The sequence below is a fragment of the Streptomyces sp. NBC_00162 genome (assembly GCF_024611995.1).
GTDB lineage: Bacteria > Actinomycetota > Actinomycetes > Streptomycetales > Streptomycetaceae > Streptomyces.
Genome location: NZ_CP102509.1, coordinates 6,047,595 through 6,070,171, shown reverse-complemented (window position 1 = coordinate 6,070,171; position 22,577 = coordinate 6,047,595). Strand labels below are relative to the sequence as shown.

The following is a 22,577-nucleotide window of genomic DNA, read 5'->3' as shown; positions in this document are numbered from 1 at the left end:
CGGCTTGCGGTCTGCCCGTACGGTCAGCTGGGCAGCTTGAGCGTGACGGCGCTCTGGAGCAGCTCGGGTCCGGTCCAGGTGGAGCGGGTGCCCGCGTAGGCGGTGCCGAAGTCGGCGGTGCCCAGGAGGAGTTGCTTCTTGGTGCCGTTGGGGGCGGTGACCGGGGCGACGACTCCGGAGGGCGCCTTGACGGTGACGGCTGTGCCGATGCGGTAGGCGGTGACCTTGCCCTCGGCGAGGGCCTTGTCCCAGGCAGCGCGGCGGCCGAGCTCGACGCCGGCCTCCTTCATGGTCTGGTTGACGATCGGGGCGCTGGGCGCGTAGAGGCTCCGGTACGTGTCGAGGACCTGGTTGAGCACCGGGTAGAGGGTGCGGTCCTCGGCGAGGTTGGACTGGTGGACGTAGTGCGGGCGCGGGTCGTTGGCCAGTACGTGTCGCAGCGCGGTCCGGGCCTCCTGGGGGACGATCTGGTCCAGGTAGCCGGTGTTGGCGTCCACCGGGGCCGGCAGACAGGTCGAGGTCGCCGGGTTGTCCTCGCAGATGCCGCTGCCGCCGTGTGCGCGGCTGGTGTAGATCCAGTTGTACTCGTCGGCCATCTCCGCGTTGGTGCCCGTGTTGTAGTACACGTTCATCGGGTGGCGGGGCACGGTCAGGGCGGCGCCGACCGCCCGCTGCACGGGTTCGCGGGAGTTGTCGCTGCCCGCCCACTTCACGCCGTTGTCGGCGAGCGCGCCAGCCAGGTTGGGGTTGTCCTGGGGCTGCTGCGGGTTGGTCTTGAGGCCCGAGTGCTCGCCGGTGACGAGCTCGGTCCGGTCGGTGGTGATGCCCTTGGCGGCGGCCCAGTTGTTGTTGTCGCGGATCTGCGCGGAGATGTCCGCGCGGCTCATGTACTGGACGGCGCCCTGGGCGTTCTTGACGCAGGTCCACGGGGTGGTGGTGGTGTTCTGGACGCAGCCGAGGAAGGGGTGCGTGTAGGTGTGGTTCATCCAGCGGTACTTGGCCCGGTCGGCGACGAGCTGGGCGGTGAGGGCGTCGGTGCCGCCGTTCTCGGTCTTCCACTCCTCACCGGCGCCCGCGTTGAAGAGCATGTCGAGCTTGAAGCTCTTGGACGTCTGCCACTGCGCCGCGTACTGGGCGTCGGCGGCGGTCATCCGGATGGTGCTCTCCTTGCCCTCGCCGCCGGCGCAGGCGTAGTCGCCGGGCGTGCAGTTGAGCTCCTTGTTCCAGCGGGCGTCCGGGGCGAAGACGTCGTCGACGTGGACCGCGAAGTAGTTGCGGCTCTGGCCGAGGTGGACCCCCTGGGTGAGCCAGTCGACGATGCCGCGGGCCAGCAGCCGGAACTGCTGCTGGTACTGGTTGTAGCCGAAGGTGACGACCAGCTCGCTGCGCCCGTCGTGGGCGTACTCGCCGACGAGCGAGGCCCGTCCGGAGCCGACGGGGGCGTCGAGGTAGCTGGTGTAGCCGGGCCGCGGCTTGCCCATGAACCCGAAGCTCTCTGGAACGAGGGCGGAGTTGTCCTCGAAGGCGACTTGACCTCCGAGGTAGCCGAAGGGCCCCGCCTTGCCGGCCGCGGTGACCGCGGCCTGGGTGCCGTCGAGCTGGCCGCTGAAGCCGCCGTTGTCGGTGTACTCCAGGCCGACCCCCGGGTGGGCCCAGGTGTAGGCGTCGACCTGACGGATCCCGTACGTCGTCTCGTACGCGGCGAGGGCGGCCATCTCGGCGGAGCCCTCGCCGAAGGGGTTCTCGTTCGGCAGGACGACGCCCTGGTACTTGGCACGGGGACGGCCGTCCACCGTGTCGCTGAGGAAGCCCGCGTCGATGACCGGGCGGCCGCTGCCGCCCAGTTGGACACGGGTGTACGGGACTCCGGTGTCGCGGAGTTCCGCGGTGATCGCCTCGACCGAGCTGCCGCCGTCGTCGACGACCAGCACCTTCAGGTCGATGCGCGGAGCCGTGGCCGCCTGGGCGGTCGCGGCGGGTACTGCCACGGACACCAGGGCTGCCGCGGCCATGGCGGCGGCGACCCTGTTCATCCGGTTCTTGTTGACCATTTCGGCCTTTCCCCCCGCAGGCATCCCTCGACACGGCCCTAGGCGGTCGGCCGGGCCGGGGAGGCTCTGTGGAAATCATGCAAAGGAACCCCGCGTCCCCTTGCGAGAGTGGACCGAGTCTTTCGGACCTCGTCAGGTCTACGGGGCAAACCTGGAGCAGAGTCCACAGATGGGTGAACCTCCTGGCCCCTTGATCGAACAACTTGCCAAACCTTCGAGTGACGTACGGAAGAGTCCGTGCGCGTAGGCTCATTTCTGGCAGCCGTCGGGCCGGAATACGATCGCCATGGATGGCCGTCCACCCACTCGGCCCACACACACAAACGGAAGCGAGACTTCACCACCGTGACTGCTCTGACTCTCAGCACTGCCGGCGCGGCGACGCTGCGCGCCGACGCCCTCGTCGTCGGTGTCGCCAAGGGCCCCAAGGGTCCGGTCGTCGCCGCGGGCGCCGAGGCCGTGGACAAGGCGTACGACGGTAAGCTCGCCGCCGTGCTCGACGCCGTCGGCGCCTCGGGCACCGAAAGCGAGATCACCAAGCTGCCGGCCCCGGCGGGCCTGAAGGTCCCGGTCGTGCTGGCGGTCGGACTCGGCTCCGTCCCCGAGAAGGACGAGTCGTTCGACGAGGAGGTGCTGCGCCGCGCCGCCGGCGCCGCCGCCCGCGCCCTGCACGGCTTCAAGAAGGCCGCCTTCGCCCTTCCCCTGGACGACGCCTCCGCCGTCACCGCCGTCGCCGAGGGCGCGCTGCTGGGCGCGTACGCCTTCACCGCCTACCAGGGCGGCGAGACGAAGACCGCCAAGAACGCCGACAAGAACGGCGGCCCCAAGCTGCCGCTCGGCGAGATCGCCCTGCTCGGCGCCAAGCCGCGCGACAAGGAGCACAAGGCCGCGGCCGAGCGCGCCACGGTCGTCGCGACCGAGGTCAACATCGCCCGCGACCTCGTCAACACCCCGCCGAACGACCTCACCCCCGAGGCCTTCGCCGCCGTCGCCTCCGCGACCGCGAAGGAGAACGGCATCAAGGTCCAGATCCTGGACGAGAAGGCCCTGATCAAGGGCGGCTACGGCGGCATCATGGGCGTCGGCAAGGGCTCCGACAACCCGCCGCGCCTGGTGAAGCTCTCCTACACCCACCCCAAGGCGGAGAAGACCCTGGCCTTCGTCGGCAAGGGCATCACCTACGACTCGGGCGGCATCTCCCTCAAGCCGGCCGGCCACAACGAGACGATGAAGTGCGACATGGCCGGCGCCGCCGCCGTCTTCGCCTCCGTCGTCGCGGCCGCGAAGCTGGGCCTGCAGGTCAACGTCACCGGCTGGCTCGCGCTCGCCGAGAACATGCCCTCCGGCACCGCCACCAAGCCGGGCGACGTCCTGCGCATGTACAGCGGCAAGACCGTCGAGGTCCTCAACACGGACGCCGAGGGCCGCCTGGTCCTCGGTGACGCGCTGACCCGGGCCTCCGAGGACAACCCGGACGCGATCGTCGACGTCGCCACCCTGACCGGCGCGATGATGGTGGCCCTGGGCAACCGCACCTTCGCCATCATGTCGAACGACGACGCCTTCCGTACCTCGGTCCACGAGATCGCCGAGGAGGTCGGCGAGTCCTCGTGGCCGATGCCGCTCCCCGCCGAGCTGCGCAAGTCCATCGACTCCCCCACCGCCGACATCGCGAACATGGGCGAGCGCATGGGCGGCGGCCTGGTGGCCGGCATCTTCCTGAAGGAGTTCGTCGGCGAGGGCATCACCTGGGCCCACCTCGACATCGCGGGCCCGGCCTTCCACGAGGGCGCTCCGTACGGCTACACCCCCAAGGGCGGCACCGGCTCCGCCGTGCGCACCCTGGTGCGGCTGGCCGAGCGCACCGCCACCGGCGACCTGGGCTGACGTAGCCCCGTAGCGCCGGATGTGACATGTCTCAAGCCTTGATCGTCCACTCGATCAAGGCTTGAGCCATGTTCACTGACAACGAAATCCGTAGGTTTCTACGCACTGGTAACCCTCACTTCGGGCAGAACGCCCTGCCACATCGTGGGCCCGGCGTCCCGCGTTCCGCCGACAAATGCGAAGATGGGTTCTCGGCAGGACAGGGCCCCCACCACAGGGCCGAAGAACTAGCGGCCGATTACCAGCCGCCGCCCGGTCACAGAGGACCGGTGCCCGGCGCACATGCATGGAGGACGTGACGTGGCGAACGACGCCAGCACCGTTTTCGACCTAGTGATCCTCGGCGGTGGCAGTGGCGGTTACGCCGCGGCGCTGCGCGCATCCCAGCTGGGTCTGGACGTTGCCCTTATCGAGAAGAACAAGCTCGGTGGCACCTGCCTGCACAACGGCTGCATCCCCACGAAGGCTCTGCTGCACGCGGGCGAGATCGCGGACCAGGCTCGTGAAGCCGCCCAGTTCGGTGTCAAGACCTCCTTCGAGGGCATCGACATCGCGGGTGTCCACAAGTACAAGGACGAGGTCATCTCGGGCCTGTACAAGGGCCTGCAGGGCCTGGTCGCCTCTCGCAAGGTGACCTACATCGAGGGTGAGGGCCGCCTCTCCTCGCCGACTTCCGTCGACGTGAACGGCCAGCGCATCCAGGGGCGCCACGTGCTCCTGGCGACCGGCTCCGTGCCGAAGTCGCTGCCGGGCCTGAACATCGACGGCAACCGCATCATCTCCTCGGACCACGCGCTGGTCCTGGACCGCGTGCCCGAGTCCGCGATCGTCCTGGGCGGCGGCGTCATCGGCGTCGAGTTCGCCTCGGCGTGGAAGTCCTTCGGCACCGACGTGACCGTCGTCGAGGGCCTCAAGCACCTCGTCCCGGTCGAGGACGAGAACAGCTCGAAGCTGCTGGAGCGCGCGTTCCGCAAGCGGGGCATCAAGTTCAACCTCGGCACCTTCTTCGACAAGGCCGAGTACACCGAGACCGGCGTCCGCGTGACGCTGGCCGACGGCAAGACCTTCGAGGCCGAGGTGCTGCTGGTCGCCATCGGCCGCGGGCCGGTCTCGCAGGGCCTGGGCTACGAGGAGCAGGGCGTCGCGATGGACCGCGGCTACGTCCTGGTCGACGAGTACATGCAGACCAACGTGCCGACCATCTCGGCCGTCGGCGACCTCGTCCCGACCCTCCAGCTCGCGCACGTCGGCTTCGCCGAGGGCATCCTGGTCGCGGAGCGTCTGGCCGGTCTCAAGACCGTCCCGATCGACTACGACGGTGTCCCGCGCGTCACCTACTGCCACCCCGAGGTCGCGTCCGTCGGCATCACCGAGGCCAAGGCCAAGGAGATCTACGGCGCGGACAAGGTCGTGGCCCTGAAGTACAACCTCGCGGGCAACGGCAAGAGCAAGATCCTCAAGACCGCGGGCGAGATCAAGCTCGTCCAGGTCAAGGACGGTGCCGTGGTCGGCGTCCACATGGTCGGTGACCGGATGGGCGAGCAGGTCGGCGAGGCCCAGCTGATCTACAACTGGGAGGCTCTGCCAGCCGAGGTCGCGCAGCTCATCCACGCGCACCCGACCCAGAACGAAGCGATGGGCGAGGCCCACCTGGCCCTCGCCGGCAAGCCGCTTCACTCCCACGACTAATCGTCACGGGCGCGACGACCACTTCCGCACATTCGTTAGGAGCAACTGAAACCATGTCGGTTTCCGTAACCCTTCCGGCGCTCGGAGAGAGCGTGTCCGAGGGCACTGTCACCCGCTGGCTGAAGGCCGAGGGCGAGCGCGTCGAGGCCGACGAGCCGCTTCTCGAAGTGTCGACCGACAAGGTCGACACCGAGATCCCCTCGCCCGTCTCCGGCATCCTGGCCTCCATCAAGGTCGCCGAGGACGAGACCGTCGAGGTCGGCGCCGAGCTGGCCGTCATCGACGACGGCTCCGGCGCGCCTGCCGCGGCCGCGGCTCCGGCCGCCGAGCCGGTCGCCGCCGCTCCGGCTCCCGTCGCCGAGGCCCCCGCGGCTCCGGCTGCGGCCCCGGTCGCCGAGGCCCCCGCCGCCGCTGCCCCGGCCGCGTCCGGCACCGATGTCGTGCTCCCCGCCCTGGGCGAGTCCGTCACCGAGGGCACCGTCACCCGCTGGCTGAAGCAGGTCGGCGAGTCCGTCGAGGCCGACGAGCCGCTGCTCGAGGTCTCCACGGACAAGGTCGACACCGAGATCCCGGCGCCGGTCTCCGGCACGCTGCTGGAGATCCTGGTCGGCGAGGACGAGACCGCCGAGGTCGGCGCCCGTCTGGCCGTCATCGGCGTCGCCGGTGCGGCTCCCGCCGCCGCCCCGGCCGCCGCCGCCCCGGCTCCGGTCCAGGCTGCCGCTCCGGTCGCCGCCCCGGCTCCGGTCGTGGCCGCTCCGGCTGCTCCGGCCCCGGCTCCGGTCGCCGCTCCGGCCCCCGTTGCCGCTCCGGCTCCGGTTGCCGCCCCGGCCCCGGTTGCCGCCCCGGCCCCGGTGGCCGCTCCGGCTCCGGTCGCCCCCGCCGCTCCCGCCGCCCCGGTTTCCGCCGGTGACGAGGGCGCGTACGTGACCCCGCTGGTGCGCAAGCTCGCCACGGAGTCCGGCGTCAACCTGAACACGGTCACGGGCACCGGCGTCGGTGGCCGTATCCGCAAGCAGGACGTCCTGGCCGCCGCCGAGGCCGCCAAGGCCGCCGCCGCTGCCCCGGCTCCGGCCGCCGCTCCGGCCGCGAAGGCCCCGGCCGCCGCGGTGTCCGAGCTGCGCGGTCAGACCGTCAAGATGACCCGCATGCGCAAGGTCATCGGCGACAACATGATGAAGGCCCTGCACTCGCAGGCGCAGCTCAGCTCCGTGGTCGAGGTGGACATCACCAAGATCATGAAGCTGCGCGAGAAGGCCAAGGGCGCGTTCCTGGCCCGCGAGGGCGTCAAGCTCTCGCCGATGCCGTTCTTCGTCAAGGCCGCTGCCCAGGCGCTGAAGGCCCACGCGGTCGTCAACGCCCGGATCAACGAGGACGAGGGCACCATCACCTACTTCGACTCGGAGAACATCGGCATCGCCGTCGACTCCGAGAAGGGCCTGATGACCCCGGTCATCAAGGGTGCCGGTGACCTCAACCTGGCGGGCATCTCCAAGGCGACCGCCGACCTGGCCGCCAAGGTCCGCGGCAACAAGATCACGCCGGACGAGCTGTCGGGCGCGACCTTCACCATCAGCAACACCGGCTCGCGCGGTGCCCTGTTCGACACGGTCATCGTGCCGCCGAACCAGGTCGCCATCCTGGGCATCGGTGCCACGGTGAAGCGCCCGGTGGTCATCGAGACCGCCGAGGGCACCAACATCGGCATCCGCGACATGACGTACCTGACCCTGTCCTACGACCACCGCCTGGTGGACGGCGCGGACGCGGCCCGGTACCTCTCGGCCGTCAAGGCCATCCTGGAAGCCGGCGAGTTCGAGGTCGAGCTCGGCCTGTAAGGCTCTCGCCGCAGGACGGCAGTCACACGTACGGCGCCCTTGTCCGGAAACCACTCCGGGCAGGGGCGCCGTCGTCTTACCCTGCCGGTCCAGGGACGACCAGCGGGGGCATGCATGTCACGTGCACGGGTGAACGATCTTGTGGTGGTACTGCCGGGCATCATGGGGAGCCGGCTGGCCGATGCCGACGGCAAGCCGGTCTGGGACCTGTCGGGCGGCGCCCTGTGGCGTGGCCTGCACACCTTCGGCGGCTCGGTGAAGCGCCTGTGCCTCCCGAAGGACATCGGAAACGACCATCCCGGCGACGGGGTGGTCCCCGTCGGGGTCATGCCCGACGTGCACGCGATTCCCGGCATCTGGCAGCCGGTCGACGGCTATACGGACCTCCTGGGCTGGCTGGAGCGGTCCTTCAGCCTGTCCCTCGGGGGCAACCTCGTTCCCTTCCCGTACGACTGGCGCCTGTCGTGCCGCTACAACGCGGAGCGGCTGAAGAAGGTCGTCGCCCGCGAGCTGGAACGATGGCGGACCTCCGCCCCCGAGCGCGGCGACGCCAGGGTGATCTTCATCTGCCACTCCATGGGCGGGCTGGTGGCCCGCCACTACGTGGAACTCCTCGGGGGTCACGAGGTCACCCGCCGCCTGATCACCCTGGGCACCCCGCACCGCGGCTCCCTGGACGCCCTCGGCCATCTGGTCAACGGCTTGCGCAAGGGCTGGGGACCCTTGGGCGTCGATCTCAGCGCGTTCGCGCGCAGCCTGCCGTCGCTGCACCAGCTGGCTCCCGACTACGCGTGCGTGGCGGGTCCGGGAGGCCTCGCGTACGCCCGTGACCTGCCGGGCCTGCCCGGTGTCGACCCGGAGCTGCTGGCGGACGCGGCCCGCTTCCACGCGGACCTGCGCCGGTCCGCCGACCGCCCTGACCCCACCCTCCTGCGCGCCATCACGGGCATCCGCCAGCCGACCCTGACGACGGCGGAGATCACCGACGGCGGGCTGACCCCGCTGTGGCTCATCGACGGCGTCGACGAACGCGGCGACGGCACGGTCCCCCGCCTCGCCGCGCGCCCCACGAACGCCGACAACACGGGTTACGCGGTCGACGAGGCCCACACCCCCTGCGAGCAGCACGGCTCCCTCCAGAACAACCGGGGCGTACGGGACGCCCTGAGCGGCCTCCTGGGCCACGAGCGCCCCTTCCACCGCGGCGAGGACGACGACGTCCCGCTGAGCGTGCTCGCTCCCCCACTGCTGGAGCCCGGCGACCCGTACGAGGTCGCGGTGACGGTCCCGCCGGAGATCCCGGACCACGACGCGCTCCACCTCACGGCAGAGCTCCGCGCGGCCGATGGCGCACAGCAGCTCGAGCGGACGCTGCGGCCCCTCGGCGAGGGCCGGTACATCGCGGCCTTTCCGGCGCCGGACCCCGGGGCGTACCGGCTGGCGGTACGGGTGACCGCACATGCGGAGACGACGGTGACGGCGCTGACCCTGGTGGGAGGAACCGGTGAGTGAGCGCGCCGACGAGATCTCGGGGACGGCTCTCGGGATCGTGGTCGAGAACTACCGGTTCTCGAAGAAGTTCCGCACCCTGACCGGCGCGATCTCCCAGATGCGGGAGCTGTGCGCACTCCTGGAGGAGCGCGGCTACACGCCGACCGTGCTGCCGGACCCAGGGCAGCCGGACATCAAGGCCGCGGTGAAGGACTGGGCGACGGGCCGGACCGCGGCACAGGGCCGCGGCCCCGCTGTCATCCTCTGGTCCGGCCACGGCGTGCTCGACCCCTGGGGGCTGCGCCTGGTCCTGCACGACACCGAGGACGCCCAGTACGGAGATGAGACATATTCGGCCAACCTCCTGACGGAGGCGGCCGTGCGCAGCGGGGCGGACCAGATGCTGCTGCTCATCGACACCTGTCATGCGGGCGCGGGGGTCATGGAGTCCCTGGACACGGCGTTCGGCAAGCTGTCCGCGAAGAACCTGCCCCGGGGCCGATCCAGCTGGCTCGGGGTGCTCGCGAGCAGCCGTCCTCAAGAGAAGGCCGAGGCCGCTGGCATCCTGCTGGAAACCCTCACCCGGGTGCTGCGCGAGGGCCCGGGCAGCGAGGACTACCGCCACGAGTGGAGCAGCCGGAACGGGCAGGTCAGCGGTGCCACGGTCATCCACACCGTGCTCGCCCAGTGGCCCGAGGAGGTCGGCCACAAGCCGGTTCCGGCCATGTTCGGCGAGCCCCGGCTGATGTTCGACAACCCGCTGCGGAAGACCGCCTCGGAGCCGGAGCTGGTCGAGCACCTGGTGCAGGCGAGCCGTGGAGCGCCCGTGGACGACGGGGGCTGGTTCTTCAGCGGCCGCCGCAACGTGCTCGGGCAGATCACCGAGTGGCTGGACGCACGGCAGCCGGGCCTGTTCCTGGTGACGGGCAGCGCGGGATGCGGCAAGTCGGCCGTCCTCGGCCGCATCGCGACGCTGTCCGACCCCGTCCACCGGGCGGACATCCTGGAGCACGGGGCCCTCGCTCCCGAGGATCCGGATCCGGGCGAGGACTCGGTGGACGCCTCCCTGCACCTGCGGGGCTACACGGTGCAGCAGCTGGCCGAGGCCATCGCCCGCGAACTGGACCTTCCCGTCCCGCAGACTCCCGCCGCGCTGATCGCCGAGGTGGAGAAGAAGTGGCCCGCGGCCTGCCGGGACCGCCTCCCGGCCCTGGTCCTGGACGGCCTGGACGAGGCGGCCCCCGACCAGGCCTACCCGATCGTCGAACAGCTCCTGGCCCCCTTGAGCCGCCTGGTCTGCGTGCTGCTCGGCTCCCGGGACCGCCCCTTCCGCCCGCAGGAGGAACTCCAGGAGCCGCTGGACGAGGCGGTGAGCCGACTGCTGGACGTCCGGGCCCGGGCGTCCGACCTGGACGACGAGACCGACACCGAGAACGACATCCGGACCTACTGTCGGCACCGCCTGGAGGCCCGCGAGCTGCCGCCGGAGGACGCGGCGACGGCGGCCGGGCTCATCGCGAACCGCGCGTCAGCCCACACCGGCGGCTTCCTCTTCGCCAGGATGGCGACCGACGCCGTGATCAGGCGGTTCGCCGCCGCATCGGATACGGAGGACTGGGCGGAGGCCATTCCGGCCTCCATCAACGCCGCCTTCCACCAGGACCTGGCAGAGGGCCTGAAGCGGGAGCGGGACGGCGAGATCCTTCCGCATGCCGCCCAGGATCTGCTGACCGCGCTGGCCTGGAGCGTCGGGAACGGCATGCCGGCGCGGGGGGTCTGGGAGGCGGCGGCCTCGGCCCTCTCCTCCGAGGGGACCGCGTACGGCCCCGAGGACGTGGACTGGCTGCTGAACACGTACGGCCGCTACGTTGTGGAAGACACCGACGGCGTGCAGGCGGTGTACCGCCTCTACCACCGCGAGTTCATCGGCCACCTGCGGAACACCGCGGAGGACTCTGACGCGGCGTACCACGTGGCGAGCGCGTTGGTCATCCTCCTGCGCGAGCAGACGGCCGACGCCACGGTGATCGAGACCGCGAACCCGTACCTGCGCCGGTCGCTCGCGGCACACGCGGCCATGGCCGGCGAGCGCGGCATCGCACTGGTCCGTGAACTCGTCGCCGGACGGGAGGACGCGTTCCGACCTGAGCTCGCACGCGTGCTGGGCAACGTGTCGGTCTCCCTGTTCCAGGCCGGGAGGCGCCCGGATGCTGTCGCACCGGCGCGGGAGGCCACCGACCTCTATCGGGACCTCGCCGACACCAACCCGGCCGCCTACCTCCCCGACCTCGCCGGCGCCCTCAACAACCTCGCCACCGCTCAAGGCGGGGCCGGGGACCGGCAGGGCGCACTGGCCAGCATCACCGAAGCCACCACCCTCCGCCGAAAGCTGGCTGACACCAACGCCGCCGCCTACCTTCCCGACCTCGCGGGCGCCCTCAACAACCTCGCCAACGCCCAGGGCGACACCGGGGACCGGCACGGCGCGCTGGCCACCATCACCGAAGCCACCACCCTCTACCGGGCACTCGCCGACACCAACCCGGCCGCCTACCTCCCCAACCTCGCCATGTCCCTCAACAACCTCGCCACCGCCCAAGGCCAGACCGGGGACCGACAGGGCGCACTGGCCACCATCACCGAAGCCACCACCCTCTACCGGGCACTCGCCGACACCAACCCGGCCGCCTACCTCCCCAACCTCGCCACGTGTCTCAACAACCTCGCCAACGCCCAAGGCCAGACCGGGGACCGACAGGGCGCACTGGCCACCATCACCGAAGCCACCACCCTCCGCCGGAGCCTCGCCGACACCAACCCGGCCGTCTACCTCCCCGACCTCGCCAGCGCCCTCAACAACCTCGCCACCGCCCAGGGCGGGACCGGAGACCGGGAGAGCGCACTGGCCACCATCACCGAAGCCACCCACATCTGCCGGGCGCTCGCCAGCACCAACCCTGCCGCCTACCTTCCCGACCTCGCCGGCACACTCAACAATCTCGGCAACGCCCAGGGCGATATCGGGGACCGGCAGGGCGCGCTGGCCACGATCACCGAAGCCACCACCCTCTACCGGGCGCTCGCCGACGCCAACCCGGCCGCCTACCTCCCCGACCTCGCCATGTCCCTCAACAATCTGGCCAACGCCCAGGGCGATATCGGGGACCGGCACGGCGCACTGGCCACCATCACCGAAGCCGCCGCTCTCCGCCGAGAACTGGCCGACAGCAACCCGGCCGCCTACCTTCCCGACCTCGCCAGCGCCCTCAACAACCTCGCCACCGCCCAGATCGAAATCGGGGACCGGCAGGGCGCACTGGCCACCATCACCGAAGCCACCCACATTTACCGGGCGCTCGCCGACACCAACCCGGCCGCCTACCTCCCCGACCTCGCCGGCACACTCAACAACCTCGCCACCGCCCAGGGCGACACCGGGAACCGGCAGGGCGCACTGGCCACCATCACCGAAGCCACCACCCTCTACCGGGCACTCGCCGACACCAACCCGGCCGCCTACCTCCCCGACCTCGCCGGCGCCCTCAACAACCTCGCCACCGCCCAGGGCGACACCGGGGACCGGCAGGGCGCACTGGCCACCATCACCGAAGCCACCACCCTCTACCGGGCGCTCGCCGACACCAACCCGGCCGCCTACCTCCCCCGCCTCGCCATGTCCCTCAACAATCTCTCCAACGCCCAGAGCCAGACGGACGGCCGACATGGCGCGTTGGCCACCATCACCGAAGGCACCCACATTTACCGGGCGCTCGCCGACATCAATCCGGCCGCCTACCTCCCCAACCTCGCCACGTCTCTCAACAACCTCGCCAACGCCCAGAGCGATATCGGGGACCGGCAGGGCGCACTGGCCACCCACACCGAAGCCACCACCCTCTACCGGGCACTCGCCGACAGCAACCCGGCCGCCTACCTTCCCAGCCTCGCTGCGACCCTCAACAACCTCACGCACATAGCCACGGTGCAGGACGCTCTCGCGGCCTACGCCGAGGCAGAGCAGGCCCTGGCCGCTCATCCGGAGGCGATGCGCTATCTGGCGCTACGGCGCGCGGAGCTCGAGATCGCCCACGCGGACTCGGCCGTCGGCTTCCGCACCCTCATCGCCCTCACCCACGGAGCGGCGCAGACACGGAACCCGGATCCGACTGCTTTCCAGGCGCGGCATCTTCTCCGCGCTCACAGCCAGGCCGGTACCGCGAGCGCTTCCCACATCAGCACCCTCTGGCACGACGCGACCGGAGAAGAGCCCCCGTCCTGGCTGACACTCCCCCAGGCCGCGATCGAACTTGCCGTCGAGTGGATCAACAGCCCGACCTGGGCGGAATCCCGTGCCTTCTGGGACGAGCACGCCGAAGACCTCGGGTCAGACGACACCGCGGCCGCCTTGGAAGAGCTCGCCTTGGCCAGCCAGACCGCCGAGGCCCATATCCCGATCGCGCGCGAGGCGGCGGCAGCCGGCCCGGACAGCGCCTTCCGCCCATACCTCACCGGCGAGCTCCTCCACACCTGGATGGATCTCTCCACCTGGGAGGAGTCCCAGGCCTACCTCACCGACCACGCGGCGGATCTCCTGCACGACCAGGCCCTCGAACTGCTCGGCTCCGACATCGATACGGTCGAGTCGGCCGTGCACTACGCACTGATCACCCTCGCCCGCGCGGACGGAATCCCCTCCGCCTACCAGTACGCCGAGGAGCGCCCCGCCCTGGACAGCAGGCTCCAGCAGCTCCTCGCCGAGCCTGCGGCCGGGGCCGACCTCCTGCAGGCCATCGCCTTCCTGGAGTTCGTCGTCCACCGGGAGCCGTTCACCGCGACAGCCCACCTCGCCCTCGCCGGCGTCCTGGCGGGGGAGCCGGGCACGCCCACGGTCTGGCCCCCCGCCGAACCCGCCGACCGGGACCGGGTCATCTCCGAGGTCGCCGTGCTCATCGGGCGGCACCCCACGCACGCCGCAGCCCTGAGCGCCCTCATCCAGAGCCTCCTGGCCGCGTAACCGGCCCTTGTAACCAGCCTCACCCGGAGTCCCTGACCGGGAACGCTTCGCGCCGGGCTACTGCGCCGTATTGTCTACGCATCAGAGCTCTGCATGCCCCCACAGGAGATGAAGCCCGGATGATCACCCCACCCGTCGTGCACTCGCTGCGCGAGCAGATCCGCGAGCACATCGTGGAGGGGATCGTCAGCGGGCGCTGGAAGCCCGGCGAGCGGATCGTCGAGCGCCGGATCGCCGTGGAGCTGGAGGTCAGCCAGACGCCCGTACGCGAGGCTCTGCGCGAGCTGGAGACGCTGCGGCTGATCGAGTCGGCGCCGAACAAGGGCGTGCGCGTACGGAACCTGTCCGCGGCGGACCTGGAGGAGATCTACCCGGTCCGGGCCGGTCTGGAGCAGATCGCGGCCGAGCTGGCCGCGCCCCGGCTGGCGGCGGACTGCTCGGCGCTGGAGCCGCACGTCGCCGCCCTGTGGGAGGCCGACCGCAGCGAGGACGGCACGGCGCAGGTGCGGCACACGGTGGGCTTCCACCGGGAGATGGTGCGGGCGGCCGGGAACAGCGTGCTGCTGCACACCTGGGAGAGCCTGGGCATCGAGGTGTTCACGGCCCTGTCCATCCGCTGGCTGGGAACGGTCCAGAAGTCCTACGCGGAGGAGCACGAGGCCCTCGTCGAGGCGTTCCGCAGCCAGGACCCGGAGATCGGTCTGCTCGTGAAGCGGCACGTTCTGGGGTGCGCCCCGAGGGCGTGAGCCCGCCCGGATTGCCCCCATTTGACCGGCACCGGGTGCCTTATCTCCTGGCACGCGGTGCCGACTTTCGTCAGATGGACGTTTCTTTGTCACTTTCATTTGATCGATCATCGATCAGCGATTTACAGTCATCGGCGGGCCTCAACCAGGTCCAACGACCCTGTCCTGCCCGTCAGGGATTTTTTCACCACCTCTCCTTTGTCCGGAAGGCGGCGCACACCGATGTCCGACCCCGTAGGAAAGCTTCCGAGCGAGCTCGACCAGCTCCCGGACCGCGACACCGAGGAGACCGCCGAATGGGCGGCCTCCCTCGACGCCGTCGCCCAGGCCGCCGGTACGCGCCGCGCCGAATACCTGCTCCGCCGCACCCTCCAGCACGCCGAGGCCGCCGGCCTCGCCCTGCCGAAGCTGCTGGAGACGGACTACGTCAACACCATCCCCACCGCCGCGGAGCCCGAGTTCCCGGGTGACGAGGCGATGGAAGCCAGGATCACCGCCTGGAACCGCTGGAACGCGGCCGCCATGGTGACCCGCGGCTCCAAGTACGGCGTCGGCGGCCACATCGCCACCTTCGCCTCCGCCGCGTGGCTCTACGAGACCGGCTTCCAGCACTTCTTCCGCGGGAAGGAGGCCGACGGATCGGGCGACCAGCTCTACATCCAGGGCCACGCCTCCCCCGGCATCTACGCCCGCGCCTTCCTCGACGGCCGGATCTCCGAGCAGCAGCTCGACAACTTCCGCCAGGAGTCCGGCGGCAACGGCCTGCCGTCCTACCCGCACCCGCGGCGCCTGCCGTGGCTGTGGGAGTTCCCGACGGTGTCCATGGGCCTCGGCCCGCTCTCCGCGATCTACCAGGCGCGCTTCAACCGCTACCTGCAGAACCGGAGCATCAAGGACACCGCCAACTCGCACGTCTGGGCCTTCCTGGGCGACGGCGAGATGGACGAGCCCGAGTCGACCGCCGCCCTGGCCCTCGCCTCCCGCGAGCAGCTCGACAACCTGACCTTCGTCATCAACTGCAACCTGCAGCGCCTCGACGGTCCGGTCCGCGCCAACTTCCGCGTGGTCCAGGAGCTGGAGGCCCAGTTCCGCGGCGCCGGCTGGAACGTCATCAAGTCGCTGTGGGGCTCCGCCTGGGACGAGCTGTTCCAGCTCGACACCACGGGCGCCCTGGTACGCCGCCTGCGCGAGGTACCCGACGCGCAGTTCCAGACGTACGCGACCCGCGACGTGGCCTACATCCGCCAGCACTTCTTCGGCGCCAACGCCGAGCTCGTGCAGCTGGCCGGCGTGCTGTCCGACGCGAAGATCGCCGAGTGCTTCCACAGCTCCCGCGGCGGCCACGAGCCCCGCAAGGTCTACGCCGCGTACAAGGCCGCCCTGGAGCACAAGGGCGCGCCGACGGTCATCCTCGCGCAGACCGTCAAGGGCTACACGCTGGGTGCCGGGTTCGAGTCGAAGAACGCGAACCACCAGATGAAGAAGCTGACGATCGACGAGTTCAAGGACATGCGTGACCTCCTTGGCCTCCCGATCCCGGACAGCGCCTTCGCCGACGGCCAGGTCCCGTACGGCCACCCGGGCGCCAACAGCCCCGAGGTGCAGTACCTGAACGAGCGCCGCGCGGCCCTCGGCGGTCCGGCCCCGGCCCGCAAGGTCAAGCACGTGGCCCTGCCGGCTCCGGCGGACCGTTCCTTCGCCCCGCTGCTCAAGGGCTCCGGCAAGCAGGAGATGGCCACCACCATGGCCTTCGTCCGGCTCGTCAAGGACCTGATGCGGGACAAGGAGACCGGCAAGCGCTGGGTGCCGATCGTCCCCGACGAGGCCCGTACCTTCGGTATGGAGTCCCTCTTCCCGTCGGCCGGCATCTACTCGCCGCTGGGCCAGACGTACGAGCCGGTCGACCGCGACCAGCTCATGTACTACAAGGAAGCCAAGGACGGCCAGATCCTCAACGAGGGGATCACCGAGGCCGGCGCCATGGCCGACTTCATCGCCGCCTGCACGTCGTACGCGACGCACGGCGAGCCGATGATCCCCTTCTACATCTTCTACTCGATGTTCGGCTGGCAGCGCACCGCCGACCAGATGTGGCAGCTCGCCGACCAGCTCGGCAAGGGCTTCATCGTCGGCGCCACCGCCGGCCGCACCACGCTGACCGGTGAGGGCCTGCAGCACGCGGACGGCCACTCGCACCTGATCGCGTCCACGAACCCGGCGTCGCTCAACTACGACCCGGCCTTCGCGTACGAGATCGCGGTGATCGTCAAGGACGGTCTGCGCCGGATGTACGGCGAGCAGCCGGAAGACGTCTTCTACTACCTCACGGTCTACAACGAGCCGAAGGTGCAGCCCGCGATGCCCGAGGGCGTCGAGGAAGGCATCCTCAAGGGCCTCTACCGCTTCAACACGGCGGCGGACCTGGCGGAGGCGGCCCCGGCCGCGGACGCCCCGAAGGTCCAGCTGATGGCCTCCGGCACCGCGATCCACTGGGTGCTGGAAGCGCAGAAGCTGCTCGCCGCCGAGTGGAACGTGGCCGCCGACGTCTGGTCCGCCACCTCCTGGGGCGAGCTGCGCCGCGAGGCGCTGGAGTGCGACGAGGCGCTGCTGCGCGGCGAGGTCCGCACCCCGTACGTCACCCGCGCGCTGGAGGGTGTCACGAGCCCGGTCCTGGCCGTGTCCGACTGGATGCGTCAGGTCCCGGACCAGATCAGCCAGTGGGTGGAGCAGGACTGGACCTCGCTGGGCACGGACGGTTTCGGTCTGTCCGACACCCGTGAGGGCGCCCGCCGCCACTTCGGTGTCGACGCTCAGTCGATCGTGGTGGCCGCACTGGCCCAGCTCGCCCGTCGCGGCGAGGTACCGGCGTCCTCCGTCAAGGAGGCCCGGGAGCGCTACGGCCTCTGAGTCGAGTGACCGACCGCGAAAGGCCGGTGTCCGCCCCGAAGGGGTCGGACACCGGCCTTTCGCCGTACGCGCGGTGGCGGCGCGGGGGCGAACCCGTGATGCTGGAGCGGTGATGGACGAGACGGAGTTCTGGGAGATCGTCGACCGTACCCGCGAGGCCGCCGACGGCGACCCCGAGGAACACGCCGAGCTGCTCGTGGAGCGGCTGGCCCAGCTCGACCCGGACTCCGTCCTGGACTTCGCCCGGCACTTCGAGTCGCGGTACAACCGGGCGTACACCTGGGACCTGTGGGGCGCGGCCTGGGTACTGCTCGACGGGGCGAGCGACGACGCCTTCGACTACTTCCGCTGCTGGCTGATCGGCCAGGGCCGGGAGGTCTTCGAGGGCGGGGTGCACGATCCCGACCAGCTCGCGGAGCTCCTGGGCGAGTTCGACGAGGAGATCGACGGTGACGGCGAGGAGCTGGGGTACGCGGCCGACGAGGCGTACGAGCAGCTGACCGGCTCGGTGGCGCCGGACCTGGGCGTCCCGCTGCAGCCGGCAGAGCCGGAGGGCGCCGCGCTGGACTTCGAGAACGAAGCCGTGCTCGCGGAGCGCTTCCCCCGGCTCTGGGACCGCTTCAGGAGCTGAGGCCGCCGCTCAGCAGTGGGTACCGCCGTCGATACGGATCTCCGTGCCGGTGATGAACGCGCCGTCCTCGGACCCCAGCATGGCGACCACGCCGGCCACGGTCTGCGGGCCGGCGAAGCCCTGGCCGATGGCCGGGGCGAGCTTGGCGAAGAGCGACCAGTCGGTGTCCTCGGGCAGGCCGGGGCCGTTGCCGGTGGTCATGCCGCTCTCGATGGATCCGGGCGCGACGGCCACGAAGCGCAGGCCCTGCTTGCTGTACTCGGCCGCCAGCGCGTGGGTCATGGACTGGATGCCGCCCTTGCTGGCCGCGTAGGCGGACATGTAGGGGTGGGCGAAGGACGCCGAGGTGGAGCTGAAGTTCACGACGACCGGCTGGTCGCCCGCCAGCAGCGCCGGGAGCGCTTCGCGGATCATCAGGAAGGTGCCGGTCAGGTTGACCCCGATGACCTGGTTCCAGAGGTCGAGCGTGGTCTGGTGGGTGTGCGCGGAGCGCAGGATACCGGCGGCGTTGACCAGTACGTCGATCCCGCCGAGGGCGCCGACCGCGGCGGCCACGCCCTCCTTGACCGCGTTCTCGTCGGATATGTCCAGGACCGCGGTGGTGAGGCGGTCCGCCGTACCGTCCGAGGCGGCCCGCTCGGCGGTGGCCTTGAGACCGGCCTCGCTGACGTCGGCCGTGTGGACCCGGCCGCCCTCGGCGAGGATGCGGTGGACGGTGGCCTGGCCAATGCCGGAGCCGCCGCCGGTGATGAGGACGCGACGTCCTTCGTAACGGTTCATGGGGTGAGCGTACCGAAGCGGTGACACGTTTTGCCAGGGTGACAAAGAGTGCAATCAGGCTTGCTTCCGAGGGGTACGCTTCACTGCGTGAGATCCCCTCGTCCGTACTCTCCCCAGGCCGGCCCCGGAGCCCAGTCGCTGACCGAGCGCCGCAAGGCCGCCACCCAGCTCGACATCGCCCGCGCGGCCTGCGAACTCTTCGCCGAGCACGGCCCCGACGGCACGACCGCCGAGGACATCGCCCACCGCGCGGGCGTGGCGCTGCGTACGTTCTACCGCTACTTCCGCAACAAGCAGGAGGCGGTGGCCCCGCTGCTCGCGGGCGGCGGCGACGCCTGGCGCGCCCTGCTCGCCGAAGAGGACCCCGGCACACCGCTCGCCGAGGCCCTGGAACGCGCGGTCACGCGGTCGCTGAGCGACCTCCAGGCGATAGAGGAAGGCCTGGAGGTGACCCGCGGCCTGCTGCGCGCGGCGGCGACCGACCAGGCCCTGCGGGCGGTCTGGTACCGCGTCAACCAGGACTCCGAAGAGCGCCTGGTCCCGGTGGTCGCGCGGCTGGCGGGCCCGGCTGCCGACCCCCTCGACGTCCGCCTGCTCGCCGCGGCGGCGACGGACGCGATCCGGATCTCCCTGGAGCTGTGGTCGACCACGGACGACCCGGTCTCGGGCCCCGGCTCCCCCGCCGAACTCGCGGTCCGCTGCCTGCGCGACCTCACAGGCGCGATGCCCCTGTTCCGCTGAGCTCAGCGGAACAGGGGCATCGGATCGGCCCGGTGGCCCTGGGTGCCTTGACCTGCTTCAGCCTGTGTCCTGACCTGCGTCAGCGGCCGCCACCCCAGTCACCGTTACCGCCGCCGCCACCTCCGCCCCAGTCACCGTTGCCGCCGCCACCGCCCCAGTCACCGTTGCCGCCGCCACCGCCGTTGCCCCAGTCACCGTTGCCACCACGGCCGTTGCCCCAGTCGCCGTCACCGCCGCGACCGTTGCCCCAGTCGTCGTTGCCCCAGTTACCGTTGCCGCCACGGCCGGAGTCGTTCCAGTTCCAGTCACGCCAGTTCGAGTCGTTCCAGTTGCCCCAGTCGTAACGGTCGTAGCGGCCGTTGCCGCCGTTGCCGCCGACTCCGCCGTCGTCCCAGCACCAGCTCGGACGGTCCCGCCAGTCGCGGTTGCAGCATTCGTCCCAGCGCCAGTCGTTCCAGCGCCCGTCCGAGCACCTCCACGAACCGCCACCACCGGTGGAACTGGCGGAAGCTATGCCGACCGGCATCAGGCCGATCGCGACTCCTGCGGCGCCCGCCATGGCTGCCGCGACGATCCTACGGCGCATCTTCATGCACCTCCGAACATATATCGCTTATCGGGCCTTTAGGGTCATTTCCACCCTCGCCCGGGCTCGGCGGGCTGTCAAAGCAGAAAGGCCCCCCGCCGCACTCCGTGGAGTGCGGCGGGGGGCCTCCCATCAGGCATTTTTAGAGGTCGAAGTAGAGCTCGAACTCGTGCGGGTGCGGACGCAGCTGGATCGGGGCGATCTCGTGCGTGCGCTTGTAGTCGATCCAGGTCTCGATCAGGTCGGGGGTGAAGACACCGCCGGCCAGGAGGTACTCGTGGTCGGCTTCCAGGGCCTTGAGGACGTCCTCGAGGCTGGTCGGGACCTGCGGGACGCTCGCGTGCTCGTCGGGCGAGAGCTCGTAGAGGTCCTTGTCGATCGGCTCCATCGGCTCGATCTTGTTCTTGATGCCGTCGAGGCCCGCGAGGAGCAGCGCCGAGAAGGCGAGGTACGGGTTCGAGGACGGGTCCGGAGCACGGAACTCGACGCGCTTGGCCTTCGGGTTCGAGCCCGTGATCGGGATGCGCATGGCGGCGGAGCGGTTGCGCTGCGAGTACACCATGTTGACCGGCGCCTCGAAGCCCGGCACCAGGCGGTGGTAGGAGTTCACCGTCGGGTTGGTGAACGCCAGCAGCGACGGGGCGTGCTTGAGGATGCCGCCGATGTAGTAGCGCGCGGTGTCCGACAGGCCCGCGTAGCCGGCCTCGTCGTAGAACAGCGGGTCGCCGTTCGCCCACAGCGACTGGTGCACGTGCATGCCCGAGCCGTTGTCACCGAAGATCGGCTTCGGCATGAAGGTCGCGGTCTTGCCGTTGCGCCAGGCGACGTTCTTCACGACGTACTTGAAGAGCATCAGGTCGTCGGCCGCGGCCAGCAGCGTGTTGAACTTGTAGTTGATCTCGGCCTGGCCACCGGTGCCGACCTCGTGGTGCTGGCGCTCGACCTGGAGGCCCTGGGCGTCCAGCTCGAGGGAAATCTCGGCGCGCAGGTCGGCGAAGTGGTCGACCGGGGCTACGGGGAAGTAACCACCCTTGTAGCGGACCTTGTAGCCACGGTTGTTCTCCTCGGAACCGGTGTTCCAGGCGCCGGCCTCGGAGTCGATGTGGTAGAAGCCCTCGTTCGCGGAGGTCGCGAAGCGCACGCTGTCGAACACGTAGAACTCGGCCTCGGGGCCGAAGAACGCGGTGTCGGCGATGCCGGTCGAGGCGAGGTACGCCTCGGCCTTCTTCGCGATGTTGCGCGGGTCGCGGCTGTAGGCCTCACCCGTGATCGGGTCGTGGATGAAGAAGTTGATGTTGAGCGTCTTGTCCTTGCGGAACGGGTCCAGGCGCGCGGTGGTGATGTCGGCACGCAGCGCCATGTCGGACTCGTGGATCGCCTGGAAGCCACGGATGGAGGATCCGTCGAAGGCGAGCTCCTCCGCCGGGTCGAACGCCCGCGCCGGAATGGTGAAGTGCTGCATCACACCAGGCAGGTCGCAGAAGCGGACGTCGACGAACTTGACGTCGTTCTCCTCGATGTACTGCTTCACTTCGTCGGCGTTCTGGAACATCCAACTCCTCCTACTCCCGGTCCCGGGGGAGGGACGGGCTTTATAGCTCGTGGTGCGTCAGTGCGGTGCCGCACGCTGACCCGACCATAAGCAGACGGGATTTCTCAAGCATGACCCATTTGTTTCGCACAAGTTAACCAGGGTCCCGCCCGAAGGCCGCGAGGCCGCACCGGTACCGTGTTCGGGTGGACAACAGGCAAGCAATCGGATCGTGGCTCTCCGGCCCTCGCGCGGCCGCGGAGGAGATGGGCGTCGACTTCGGCCATCCGGGTCAGCGGCTCGGCCTGCCGCAGCAGGGGCCAGGCTCGGTGGCGCGGTTCGGCCGCCGGCTCGGGGCCGTCCTCCTCGACTGGGTCGGCTGCCAGGTGATTGCGTACGGGCTCATCACGGGCGGCAACCTGGGCGCTACGGGGAACTGGACGCTCGGTCTCTTCGTCGCCCTGAGCATCCTGACGGTCGGCACGGTGGGCTTCACCCCCGGCAAGCGGATCGTAGGACTCCGGGTGATCGCGGAGGGCGGCGGCCGCCTCGGCATCGGCCGGGTGGTGCTGCGCACGGCGCTGCTGGCCCTGGTCATCCCGGCGCTGATCTGGGACCGGGACGGCCGCGGCCTGCACGACCGGCTGGCGCGCGCCGTGCAGGTCCGCATCTGAGAAGACCTACGACA

At 70.3% G+C, this 22,577-nt stretch carries 14 protein-coding genes; 10 read left to right on the top strand and 4 right to left on the bottom strand.

All coding sequences use genetic code 11. The annotated features are described in order from the left end of the window. Nucleotides 1–23: 23 nt before the first annotated feature. Nucleotides 24–2,051: a hypothetical protein gene (locus JIW86_RS28130; RefSeq protein WP_257556646.1), complete on the bottom strand. Its 2,028-nt coding sequence runs from the start codon at nt 2,049–2,051 to the stop codon at nt 24–26. 345 nt (nt 2,052–2,396) lie between these two features. On the opposite strand from JIW86_RS28130, the gene JIW86_RS28125 reads away from it, so the two are divergent. The 8 genes from JIW86_RS28125 to JIW86_RS28090 all read left to right on the top strand — a co-directional run bounded on the left by JIW86_RS28125 (nt 2,397) and on the right by JIW86_RS28090 (nt 18,251). Then, complete coding sequence (locus tag JIW86_RS28125; protein WP_257556645.1) at nt 2,397–3,938, top strand: leucyl aminopeptidase; 1,542 nt, start codon at nt 2,397–2,399, stop codon at nt 3,936–3,938. Nucleotides 3,939–4,238: 300 nt separating this feature from the next. After that, nucleotides 4,239–5,627 (top strand): dihydrolipoyl dehydrogenase, encoded by a 1,389-nt coding sequence (gene lpdA / locus JIW86_RS28120; RefSeq protein ID WP_215140626.1) that lies wholly within the window; start codon nt 4,239–4,241, stop codon nt 5,625–5,627. Nucleotides 5,628–5,680: 53 nt separating this feature from the next. Beyond that, nucleotides 5,681–7,462 carry a 2-oxoglutarate dehydrogenase, E2 component, dihydrolipoamide succinyltransferase gene (sucB, locus tag JIW86_RS28115; protein ID WP_215140627.1) on the top strand — a complete coding sequence of 594 codons (1,782 nt, stop codon included), beginning with the start codon at nt 5,681–5,683 and terminating at the stop codon, nt 7,460–7,462. A gap of 129 nt (nt 7,463–7,591) precedes the next feature. Further along, the gene (locus tag JIW86_RS28110; protein WP_257556644.1) at nt 7,592–8,974 is read left to right on the top strand and encodes an esterase/lipase family protein; all 1,383 of its coding nucleotides are present in this window, start codon (nt 7,592–7,594) and stop codon (nt 8,972–8,974) included. Continuing rightward, the gene (locus tag JIW86_RS28105) at nt 8,967–13,967 is read left to right on the top strand and encodes a caspase family protein (RefSeq protein WP_257556643.1); all 5,001 of its coding nucleotides are present in this window, start codon (nt 8,967–8,969) and stop codon (nt 13,965–13,967) included. Before JIW86_RS28110 ends, JIW86_RS28105 begins: the two co-directional genes overlap by 8 nt. 122 nt (nt 13,968–14,089) lie before the next feature. After that, a complete protein-coding gene (locus JIW86_RS28100) occupies nt 14,090–14,713 on the top strand; it encodes a GntR family transcriptional regulator (protein WP_215140754.1) in 624 nt (207 codons plus the stop codon). Nucleotides 14,714–14,935: 222 nt separating this feature from the next. Continuing rightward, nucleotides 14,936–17,620 carry a pyruvate dehydrogenase (acetyl-transferring), homodimeric type gene (gene aceE, locus JIW86_RS28095; protein ID WP_257556642.1) on the top strand — a complete coding sequence of 895 codons (2,685 nt, stop codon included), beginning with the start codon at nt 14,936–14,938 and terminating at the stop codon, nt 17,618–17,620. 112 nt (nt 17,621–17,732) lie between these two features. Beyond that, complete coding sequence (locus JIW86_RS28090) at nt 17,733–18,251, top strand: DUF4240 domain-containing protein (RefSeq protein WP_257556641.1); 519 nt, start codon at nt 17,733–17,735, stop codon at nt 18,249–18,251. Nucleotides 18,252–18,260: 9 nt separating this feature from the next. On the opposite strand, the gene JIW86_RS28085 is transcribed toward JIW86_RS28090, so the two are convergent. Then, the gene (locus tag JIW86_RS28085) at nt 18,261–19,031 is read right to left on the bottom strand and encodes an SDR family NAD(P)-dependent oxidoreductase (RefSeq protein WP_257556640.1); all 771 of its coding nucleotides are present in this window, start codon (nt 19,029–19,031) and stop codon (nt 18,261–18,263) included. 87 nt (nt 19,032–19,118) lie between these two features. Here JIW86_RS28085 and JIW86_RS28080 point away from each other — a divergent pair, with 87 nt between their 5' ends. Beyond that, nucleotides 19,119–19,772, top strand: coding sequence for a TetR/AcrR family transcriptional regulator (locus JIW86_RS28080; RefSeq protein WP_215140633.1), 654 nt, complete (start codon nt 19,119–19,121; stop codon nt 19,770–19,772). Between the two features lie 79 nt (nt 19,773–19,851). Here the strand turns inward: JIW86_RS28080 and JIW86_RS28075 are convergent, their stop codons facing one another. Together JIW86_RS28075 and glnA are read right to left on the bottom strand one after the other, a co-directional pair. Then, nucleotides 19,852–20,358 carry a hypothetical protein gene (locus tag JIW86_RS28075; RefSeq protein WP_257556639.1) on the bottom strand — a complete coding sequence of 169 codons (507 nt, stop codon included), beginning with the start codon at nt 20,356–20,358 and terminating at the stop codon, nt 19,852–19,854. Between the two features lie 142 nt (nt 20,359–20,500). After that, nucleotides 20,501–21,910, bottom strand: coding sequence for a type I glutamate--ammonia ligase (gene glnA, locus JIW86_RS28070; protein ID WP_257556638.1), 1,410 nt, complete (start codon nt 21,908–21,910; stop codon nt 20,501–20,503). A gap of 185 nt (nt 21,911–22,095) precedes the next feature. On the opposite strand from glnA, the gene JIW86_RS28065 reads away from it, so the two are divergent. Further along, nucleotides 22,096–22,563 (top strand): RDD family protein, encoded by a 468-nt coding sequence (locus tag JIW86_RS28065; RefSeq protein WP_215140636.1) that lies wholly within the window; start codon nt 22,096–22,098, stop codon nt 22,561–22,563. Nucleotides 22,564–22,577 lie beyond the last annotated feature (14 nt).